The organism is Chryseobacterium herbae (assembly GCF_025154075.1).
GTDB lineage: Bacteria > Bacteroidota > Bacteroidia > Flavobacteriales > Weeksellaceae > Chryseobacterium > Chryseobacterium herbae.
Genome location: NZ_JAOAMU010000008.1, coordinates 259,689 through 268,963, shown reverse-complemented (window position 1 = coordinate 268,963; position 9,275 = coordinate 259,689). Strand labels below are relative to the sequence as shown.

The window sequence follows — 9,275 nt, the reverse complement described above, 5'->3', positions numbered from 1 at the left end:
CATAAGCCATAAGCCATAAGCCATAAGCCATAAGCCATAAGCCATAAGCCATAAGCCATAAGCCATAAGCCATAAGCCATAAGCAAGGTCTTGTACAAAAATGTGCGGGATTTTTTGTTATCAATCTGGACATGAGTAATTGAGCGGACGTTGATCATTTATCCATTATAGATTATCATTTATAACTTTTACCCAAATATTGTTCCCATATCATCCTGGTTGAGCTTTTGTCCTAAAGTCTTATACTATCAGAACCAATAAACTGATATCCATATGTTTCCTATATATTCAATAGGAGCGGGCTTTAGCCCGCTTACCATATATATCCATCGCAAAAGGATTTAGCCAAAACTTAGACTTATACTGCAGGATTCTTCATCTCTTTCTTATAATGTTTTACCCTCTGATAGATCATTTTTCAATACCATATGAAAGGTTTTATTCATCAAAAGGGGTAATGGTCAAAAAAACAAAAAACCGCTCTATAAAGGGCGGTTTTCTTATTCTTTCTGATTTTTCAATCTTACATAGTGTTGTCCGGGCATTTGAAATCATCACTGCAAGTTGCGCAAACTACGGTACCGCTGCAGTAATACATACAGAATTCAGGTTCAGGAAGTTTAATTGCTCCTGCTCCGGAGATGCTTTTTAATTGGCCTTTGTCTAGTTTTTTTAGATTTTTCATATTGTTTTAATTAAAAATTTGATAGTAAAGTAAAGATAATTAAAATATTATTAACTAAAATAAAATGTGGTAGGATTTACTATTAAATTTTTTGACGTAAAAAAGACAAATCAGCATAATTTAAAAGAAAAGAATTTAAATTTCATCATGCAGTGAATAAATTGAGTTAAGTCTTTGATTATTAGTTAAAAATAATTAATTTTAATTACATCAAAGCGTTATCCGAAAAGCTGATAGAGTAGGAAACATCAAAAACAAAAAACCATGAAAAATTTAAAAAGACTTTCCCGGGGAGATCAGAAGAGAATTTCTGCCGGAGACCTAACTCCATCTTTCTGTTTTGAAGGTGAAGGACCGGGAACTGGAGGATGTTCGGCAGGACAGATCTGTTCAGGCGGAAAATGTGTACCTTATGTAGATCCGGGAACTGGTGGAGGAGGCCCTGGATCGGGTGGTGATACCTATACATGCATTTGTCCATGGGGAACCTTTACGCAAACGACTCCTTGTCCGGAGTTTTATTGTATAACGGGATAGGTTTTAAAAATGCATGGAAGTTAAGATAGGAAATTGAGGTTAGAGGCTATAAAGAATAATTTTAAACAGTTTTATACGTGTTTTAAAGCTTGCTTCAAAAACTTAAAATAACTGTCAGAATAACACCTTTTCAGCCTTGCTGTACCGGCTTCCGATGTATTCAGTAGTTAATAAATACTACAACTATGGAAAATTTAAAAGAAATTTAAAGAAAAGACCTGAAAAAGATCAGTGGAGGATCAGGAAATTGTTCTGAAATAAGAGATACATTTGAAGATCCCTGTACAGAATTAAATAGTATGGGAACAGGATATTACCGTTTTAACAGCTGTAGTCTTTCCTGTGAGAGAATGCCTTGAGGACTTGGTTTTTAACCAACTTTCACTATAAAATAAAAGTCAATAATTAATCTGAAGGCTGCAGCACTAAGCTGATAACCGGAATACAGATCAATTATTGACTTTTTTATATTACTTTTTGATAAGTCCTAATTCAATAAGTCTTTCATGTAAAAATTCTCCCGCCGTTGTATCTTCATATAACTTAGGATTCTTTTCGTCAATACAGTTTTCAAGCGCATTTAACGACATTCCGCTTACCGGATGCATAAAGAAAGGAATTGAGTACCTTGAAGTTCCCCATGATTCTTTAGGCGGATTAACCACTCTGTGAATGGTAGATTTCAATTTATTGTTGGTATGTCTTGACAACATATCTCCAACATTGATCATTAATTCATCCGGTTCTGCAATCGCATCGATCCAGTCTCCGTTGTGGTTTTGAACCTGTAAACCTTTACCCTGAGATCCCATCAAAAGAGTAATCAGGTTGATGTCTCCGTGAGCAGCTGCTCTTACCGCATCATCAGGCTCCTGAGTAATTGGGGGATAGTGAATAGGTCTTAAAATAGAATTTCCTTCTGCGATTTTATCGTCAAAATAAAACTCATCCAGACCAAGATAGATCGCCAAAGCTCTTAATACATATTGGCCTGTTTTTTCAAGCATCTGGTAGGCTTCTTTACCTACTTCGTTGAATTTCGGAAGTTCATCAACGATGACGTTGTCCGGATACTCCGATTTGTACTTTGAATCATCAGACACATACTGTCCGAAATGCCAAAATTCTTTTAAATCACCTTTTTTGAAACCTTTGGCGGTTTCTTTACCGAATCCTACGTAACCTCTCTGGCCACCGATTCCTGGAATTTCATACTTCTGCTTCGTTTCTACAGGCTGGTCAAAAAAGTTTTTAACCTCTCCATAGAGTTCATCTACTAGTTTGTCATCAAGAAAATGGCCTTTTAAGGCTACAAAACCAATTTCTTCATAAGCTTTTCCGATTTCATTTACAAATTTCTGTTTGCGTTCCGGGTTGTCCGAAAGGAAATCACGCAGGTCTACACTAGGTATTTTATCCATTTTTAGAAATTTACGAATTACAAAATTACATATTTTTTGATTGAAATGATTTTAAAATAGGTATTTATCCGTTAAATTTGCTGTATGAAAAAATATTCTTCTAAGAGAAGTATTCAGATACTTGCCCATCTTCTTCAGCAGTACGGAATTTCAGATGTCATCATTTCCCCGGGATCCAGAAATGCACCCCTGGCGATTCATTTTTCAGAAATTGATGCCTTCAACTGTTACAGCATTGTAGATGAAAGAAGCGCAGCTTTTGTAGGAATAGGAATGGCTATAAGTGAGAAAAAACCTGTGGCAATAACTTGTACCAGCGGTTCTGCCGTGGCCAATTATTACCCTGCGGTGACTGAAGCTTTTTACCAGAATGTTCCGCTTTTAATCCTGACCGCTGACCGACCTACAGATTTCGTAGATATTTTTGACGGACAGACCATCAGGCAAAAGGATATTTTTCATCAGCATTCTTACGGTGACTTCCAGCTTATAGAAGACAGCAAAGAGAATGCGGAAGACATTAATTTTGACATTATTAAAAAAGCCATCGAGCTCTGTTTTGAAAAGCAGGGACCGGTGCATATCAATATTCCTTTAGAAGAACCATTGTATGAGTTGGTTTCAGAACTTCCTTCTTTCCCGACCGTTGAAAAAACAATCAGACATAAGGAATACGAGATTCCGTCTAACTTAGTTGCAGACTGGCATACGTCGCAAAGAATCATGCTTTTGGTAGGAACCAGAGATTACAGCCCGGAACTGGAAAATCAATTGACGCAGTTGGTGAAAAACCATTCTGTGGTGGTGTTGAGTGAAGCTAATTCCAATTTGTATCATGAAAAGTTTTTCAGACATATTGACCGCTATATCTTTAATTTTACAGAGGAAGATTATAAGACCTATGCTCCGGATCTTCTGATCACGATAGGTCAAAATGTAGTTTCCAAGAAAGTAAAGCAGTTTCTGAGAAATGCACGCCCGAAACAGCACTGGCATTTGGATGAAGTATGGCAGCCGGATACGTATTTTTCCCTGACGGAGAAGATCGAGGTGAAGCCTGAAGTTTTCTTTTCCAAACTGTTGAAGTTCATCAATCTTGAACCGAGACCTTATTTTAATCTTTGGGATGTTTTAAGGGATAAAAAAGATGCTAAGCACGAATTGTTCCTGAATAAAGCTGAGTTTTCAGATTTTTACTTCTTTAATAAAGCTTCGCAAACCATTCCGGAAAACTATAATATCCATTTCAGTAATTCTTCAGCGATCAGATATGCACAGCTGTTTGATTTCGGAAAGAGAAAAATCTACTGTAACAGAGGAACTAGTGGGATAGATGGTTCTACTTCTACAGCAATGGGCTTTGCTATTAAGAATGCGAATCCTACCTTGCTTATTACCGGAGATTTAGGTTTCTTCTATGATATCAACGGGCTTTGGAACCAATATATTCCGCCATTTGTAAGGATTATCATTTTCAATAATGGGGAAGGAAATATCTTTAAGATCATTCCGGGACCTGGAAATGCCAATCCAAATACATTGGATGAATTTATTGCGACCAAACACCGCAAACATGCTGAACATTTAGCCAAACACTTCGGGTTCTCCTACATCAAAGTGGAAGATGAGCCAACATTGGACAGAGTTCTGGAGAATTTCTTCAAGCCGGATCTGCAGCCGAAAATCCTGGAAGTGAATACCTACGGAAAAAACAGCGCAGATGTTCAGAAGGCTTACTTCGAATTTATGAAAGGAAATAATTAAATTAGCGCGCTAATAGAAATACAGATATGAATAAAATTTTTCTTCTTTTTTTGAGTTTGACAGGTTCTTTCTTTTATTCTCAAAATTATTCCGGAGGTGCCGGTACGGTTGGCAATCCTTACAGAATGGCCACTCTTGAAGATTTAAGGTATTTAAGTGAACATAGTTCAGATTGGGGTGATAAATATTTTTTACAGACTTCAGATATCAATGCCACTACTTCTTCTACCTGGAATAATACACAAGGATTTAATCCAATAGGTAATACATCTTCATCTTTTTCAGGTACTTATGACGGAGGTGGTTATAATATAACAGGACTGGTCGTTAACCGGTCTGCTATTATGTATGGAGGGATGTTTGGTATAGTATCAACTTTTGGAACACTTAAAAATATCAATTTAGTAGGAGGTTCTTTTTATGCAGATATGTACGTTGGTAGCTTAGCAGGGGAAACCTCAGGAACTGTTACCAATTGCAGCTCTTCTGCCAGTGTAAAGGCTCAAAAAGATGCAGGAGGACTGATAGGGGTTATAAAAAGAGGAATTACCAATAGCCATGCGACAGGGACTGTTACATCAGGTTATACCAGTAGTGCGGGTGGATTAGCCGCTTCGGCAGGTGGAGGAATGGTATCGAACTGCTATGCAACAGGGCAGGTGAATGGCGGTATTGCAGGAGGATTGATAGGAGGTGCATCAAGTGAAATAATGAGCAGCTATGCAACAGGTGCTGTAATGGGAGGAAGTACGGTAGGAGGACTTGTAGGCATTACTTCAAAACTGGTCTCCAATTCTTATGCGACCGGGAATGTAAGTGGAGGCACTGTAGGAGGTTTGATAGGATGGACAACGAGTTCAGTAACTAAAAGCCATGCAACTGGAAATGTGAATGCTTCTACCTTTGGATCTAATTCTGCAGGAGGGTTGATCGCTATTATTGGGCATGGTACTGCAGCATCATCTTTTTCCAGTATAAGCCTATCTTTTTCCACAGGAACAATTACAGGGGGCTCTTCCGTCGGTGGTTTGGTTGGATTTGGAATAGACAGACAAAAAATCAGTATTATCAATTGTTATTCCAGAAGTAATACACCTCAGGGGAGTGCAGGTTTAGTTGGATATTTTGAAGAGAGTGGAGCATTTATTTCCACTAGCTATGCAGCAGGTCAGCTTGGAGGAAACAATCCGGGAGGGCTCATTGGATATGGGCTGAATGTTACATTTAGTAAAGCATATTGGGATCGTCAAACGACGGGAACTTTAATTGCTGATGCTTCAGGTTGGAACACCACGGACGGAGGAAGAACTACCCTGGAAATGAAAAATCAGAATACCTTTGTCAATTGGGATTTCTCAAATATATGGAGTATCGACCCTCTGATCAATGATGGTTATCCTTATCTGAAGGAAAATTCGGGACACCTGGCTACAAAAGAATCCGCTAAAAAAGATGATTTCCAGATAAAAATATACCCTACAATAGTAAAAGATATAGTGTATATTTCTTCAGATTTTACTGTTCTGAAGTACTCGGTTTTAGACTTACAGGGTCGTCTGCTGAAACAAGGGACATCTGGTTCCAAAGATTTCAGTATAGATCTTACTAGTTTAGCCCAGGGAGCTTACCTGATTAATCTGACTCATGAAAAAGGAGCCACTTCAAAAAAGATTATAAAGAAATAAATCTTTAAAGATCAAGATATTCTTCATTCCCCGGCAGATTGTTAATTCTGTCGATCGGATAAATAAACATATCATCAAAGTCATTCAGGGCATTAATCAGTTGGAAATGAGAGAACTGCTTAATGTTCTGAAGCGTGACTTCGGCCTCTTTTATTTTCTTGTTTTTCAATAGGTTCTGTCTCTGTACACCATTCAAAAGATAGGTATTCGGGGTGAACCAATCCTTGCCTTTAAGAAAAAGAATGTTTGAAAAAGAGGTATCGGTGATATGATTGTTTTTGACAATAATGATTTCCTCCGCTTTAGATTTCATCTTCATCTTCTCCAGTTCCTTGCGGTCCTCAAATTTGAAAGAATAGTCGAAGCTGTTGTTTTCCACCAGCTGAAAACTTTGTATTTCAGGGATGGCATAGGGGATCATCTGAGTCCTGATTCTTTTATCAAGATCATAGGAAAGTCTCAGCTTAAACAGACCGTCTTCGTCGTGATCAAGGTTTTTGAAGATCTTACCAAGATCAATAGACCCTTCTTTTCCGAAGTGGGCAAATGTCTGGTTGACGCGTTTTTGATGTAGTTCTAAAAGGAAAATCTCCTTATCTTCTACCTTTATGCTTTCAATGAATTGGGACATAGATTTTATTTTTCATTTCCTGATATTCGTCTTCTAACCTGCTCATATGTGTTATACCGCCACCGCTTTTGAAATAAAGTTTATCTCCTTCTTTTTCTATAAAACGGATCATAACGCAGCTGTCCAGGTTTTCACCATCGAACCAGCCACATACTCCGGTATAATATCCTCTGTCGTATCCTTCTGCATCTAAGATTATTTCCAGCGTTTTAGGCTTTGGAGCTCCAAGGATTGATCCGGCGGGAAGCAGTTTTTTCATTATGCTCCCTATTTTTTGTGCAAATTCAGGTTTTACAGTTCCTGAAATTTCAGAGCTCATCGCATACAGGTCTTTCTGCTGTGTCCTGATGAGATCTATATGCTGAAATTGGTCCACTTTCACATCGTTGGCTACCATGCTGAGATCATTCCGAAGAAGATCCACTACCGTATAATGCTCCGCTTTTTCCTTTTTGTCGTTTTTCAAAACTTCAGCCGCATTTTCCAAAGATGCATCAATAGTGCCTTTCATCGGATAGGTTAAAATTTTGCCGTCTATAATCTTTACAAAAGTTTCAGGAGAAAAAAATACAAAAAAATCTTTAGAATACACTTTGTACTTCGCAATTGAATGATAAAAAATTTCATCCAGGCTTAAATTCGTCTGAACTTCCGTTTTTCTGGTATAATTGGTAAGATATGAATTTCCAAGGCGAATATTTTTCTGAACCTTGTCAAATCCATATTTAAAACTTTCCAATGATTCGGGGAAAGGAGTCCATTCAATTTTTTTATTGAGAACGTGTTGTTGTTTTGAGTTCGAAAAGCATTGAAAATCAATTAACAAACCTGATTTGTCAATTTCATTTTCTTGATAGACTTCTACATTTTCCGTTAGGAAATCGATCATGAAAAAGAACGGCACCTTCTGAAGGGAAAGTTCGTCCATTTCCACAAATTTTTGATGATTCATTGAAAACATTCTGCAAAAATAATTAATGATGACTACTTTTGTGTAAAATTTTTTTAATGCAGAGCAGATATCCACAGAAACCGGGAATAGATTTTATATTGAAGCAGGCTTTTTTCTATTGGAATAAGACCCTTTTTTACCAGTTAATATTTTCCATCTTTTATTTTGGAATTTTTTTCACCGTACTTTTTTTCTTTGATGGGAGGTATGGAATTTTAGGACAATATGCCGAAGCTGCAAAATATGCAAAAGACGGCATGGAAGCCTATTCTGCGCAGGTTATTAAAATGCAGTCCACACCTGGATTTCAGTATTTTTCATGGGCTATTGTGGGAACATCTATCTTCCTTTACCCGTTAAATATTGGTTTTTTCCAGATTTACAGGAAAATTGATCTGAACGAAAAGTTGGAGTTGGGAGATCTTCTTGTAGGCTACAATGGATTTAATTTTTTCAAATACATCGGATACTTTATTTTCTGGTCATTTGTTTATTTATATACCCTTCAGACGATAATTCTCGCTATTGTCTGGGTTTTTGTCACAGTCTTCGTGGCTCCGCTTATGTTTTTTAACAATAAGAGGATTTTTGAAGCCATTTCATTGAATGTTCAGGCTTTAAGAAAATATTTTCTGGAAATATTGGTGTGTGTTATCGTAGCTGCTTTCTTTAAATATATTGGTTTCACCTTATTTTTTGTGGGTGGACTGTTCACATTTCCTTTTTGGAACGCTATGATTTATTCATTGTATAAAACAGTTTTCTCTGAAAAAAGCTAAACTTTAAAAAGGTTTAATATGTTTTTCTGCCAAAAAAAGTTAATTTTGGTAAAAATCATTAAATATTAAACTATGTCAGAATTTAACGAATTTGACCAACAAGGGTCCGTTCCAAACAGAGATACGGGATCTATTATTTCGCATTCCTTTGAAATGTTTAAAGGAGTATTCCTTTATGGAATCGTAGCGATGGTAATTTACACGATAGCAGGTTTTGCGATCCAGTTTATCAGTGGGTTCAATTCTGCTTCCATGATGGAGGAAATGAGAGATGCCGGCGGAGATTACTCAAACTTCAGCTACTGGAATGTTCCGGGATTGTCATTGTATATTTCATTATCCAGTCTTTTAGGGCTTTTGCTTGCTCCATTGTATGTAGGTTTGATCTATATTGTTAATAAATACAATTCCAAAATCCAGATCGATTTTGCTGATCTGTTCATCGGGTACAAGCAAAATTTTGTGAATATTCTGATCTATGCTATTATTTCCTGGGTTATTTGCGGTGTTGCGGTTTCACTGTGTTTCTTCCCTGTTATTTTTGTGTATCCTCTGCTTTTACTGGGGTATCCAATCTTATTGTTTGAAAATGCATCAGCAACCGAAGCTTTAGGAAAGTCTTTCAATATTGCAAAAGAGAATTATGGAACGTTTCTTGGAGCGACTGTAGTAGGAGCATTAATTTCTGCAGCAGGAATTATTCTGTGTGGTATCGGTATTATTGTAACGGCTCCGTTCATGATGATCGTGATGTATTCTACATATTGTGCTTTCTTAGGCAAGCCGAGACAGATTGAATTTAAAAAATAAATATAAAATAG

At 37.1% G+C, this 9,275-nt stretch carries 9 protein-coding genes; 5 read left to right on the top strand and 4 right to left on the bottom strand.

The annotated features are described in order from the left end of the window. Positions 1-523: 523 nt before the first annotated feature. Positions 524-685 (bottom strand): bacteriocin-like protein, encoded by a 162-nt coding sequence (locus N0B48_RS21945; RefSeq protein WP_259841561.1) that lies wholly within the window; start codon positions 683-685, stop codon positions 524-526. A gap of 264 nt (positions 686-949) precedes the next feature. Here N0B48_RS21945 and N0B48_RS21940 point away from each other — a divergent pair, with 264 nt between their 5' ends. Beyond that, positions 950-1,222, top strand: a complete 273-nt coding sequence (locus tag N0B48_RS21940) for a hypothetical protein (RefSeq protein ID WP_259841560.1) — start codon at positions 950-952, stop codon at positions 1,220-1,222. A gap of 470 nt (positions 1,223-1,692) precedes the next feature. Here the strand turns inward: N0B48_RS21940 and N0B48_RS21935 are convergent, their stop codons facing one another. Then, complete coding sequence (locus tag N0B48_RS21935) at positions 1,693-2,643, bottom strand: isopenicillin N synthase family dioxygenase (protein ID WP_259841559.1); 951 nt, start codon at positions 2,641-2,643, stop codon at positions 1,693-1,695. Between the two features lie 84 nt (positions 2,644-2,727). Between N0B48_RS21935 and menD the strand changes: the two genes are divergently transcribed. Beyond that, on the top strand, positions 2,728-4,407 hold the full coding sequence (gene menD / locus N0B48_RS21930; RefSeq protein WP_259841558.1) for a 2-succinyl-5-enolpyruvyl-6-hydroxy-3-cyclohexene-1-carboxylic-acid synthase: 1,680 nt from the start codon (positions 2,728-2,730) through the stop codon (positions 4,405-4,407). A gap of 26 nt (positions 4,408-4,433) precedes the next feature. Beyond that, the gene (locus tag N0B48_RS21925) at positions 4,434-6,092 is read left to right on the top strand and encodes a T9SS type A sorting domain-containing protein (protein WP_259841556.1); all 1,659 of its coding nucleotides are present in this window, start codon (positions 4,434-4,436) and stop codon (positions 6,090-6,092) included. A 4-nt stretch (positions 6,093-6,096) separates the two neighbouring features. Here the strand turns inward: N0B48_RS21925 and N0B48_RS21920 are convergent, their stop codons facing one another. Further along, the gene (locus N0B48_RS21920; RefSeq protein WP_259841554.1) at positions 6,097-6,723 is read right to left on the bottom strand and encodes an aminotransferase class IV; all 627 of its coding nucleotides are present in this window, start codon (positions 6,721-6,723) and stop codon (positions 6,097-6,099) included. Beyond that, the gene (locus N0B48_RS21915) at positions 6,707-7,684 is read right to left on the bottom strand and encodes an aminodeoxychorismate synthase component I (RefSeq protein WP_259841552.1); all 978 of its coding nucleotides are present in this window, start codon (positions 7,682-7,684) and stop codon (positions 6,707-6,709) included. The genes N0B48_RS21920 and N0B48_RS21915 overlap by 17 nt, the downstream gene beginning before the upstream one ends. Before the next feature lie 47 nt (positions 7,685-7,731). Between N0B48_RS21915 and N0B48_RS21910 the strand changes: the two genes are divergently transcribed. Both N0B48_RS21910 and N0B48_RS21905 read left to right on the top strand, forming a co-directional pair. Then, complete coding sequence (locus tag N0B48_RS21910; RefSeq protein ID WP_259841550.1) at positions 7,732-8,454, top strand: hypothetical protein; 723 nt, start codon at positions 7,732-7,734, stop codon at positions 8,452-8,454. A 72-nt stretch (positions 8,455-8,526) separates the two neighbouring features. Then, positions 8,527-9,264 (top strand): beta-carotene 15,15'-monooxygenase, encoded by a 738-nt coding sequence (locus N0B48_RS21905; RefSeq protein WP_259841549.1) that lies wholly within the window; start codon positions 8,527-8,529, stop codon positions 9,262-9,264. Positions 9,265-9,275: the final 11 nt, after the last annotated feature.

Bases quoted from the DNA above. Each gene is read 5' to 3' on its own strand.
- menD (WP_259841558.1), top strand. From the start codon at position 2,728: ATGAAAAAATATTCTTCTAAGAGAAGTATTCAGATACTTGCCCATCTT.
- N0B48_RS21905 (WP_259841549.1), top strand. From the start codon at position 8,527: ATGTCAGAATTTAACGAATTTGACCAACAAGGGTCCGTTCCAAACAGA.
- N0B48_RS21940 (WP_259841560.1), top strand. From the start codon at position 950: ATGAAAAATTTAAAAAGACTTTCCCGGGGAGATCAGAAGAGAATTTCT.
- N0B48_RS21925 (WP_259841556.1), top strand. From the start codon at position 4,434: ATGAATAAAATTTTTCTTCTTTTTTTGAGTTTGACAGGTTCTTTCTTT.
- N0B48_RS21945 (WP_259841561.1), bottom strand. From the start codon at position 685: ATGAAAAATCTAAAAAAACTAGACAAAGGCCAATTAAAAAGCATCTCC.
- N0B48_RS21935 (WP_259841559.1), bottom strand. From the start codon at position 2,643: ATGGATAAAATACCTAGTGTAGACCTGCGTGATTTCCTTTCGGACAAC.
- N0B48_RS21920 (WP_259841554.1), bottom strand. From the start codon at position 6,723: ATGTCCCAATTCATTGAAAGCATAAAGGTAGAAGATAAGGAGATTTTC.
- N0B48_RS21910 (WP_259841550.1), top strand. From the start codon at position 7,732: ATGCAGAGCAGATATCCACAGAAACCGGGAATAGATTTTATATTGAAG.
- N0B48_RS21915 (WP_259841552.1), bottom strand. From the start codon at position 7,684: ATGTTTTCAATGAATCATCAAAAATTTGTGGAAATGGACGAACTTTCC.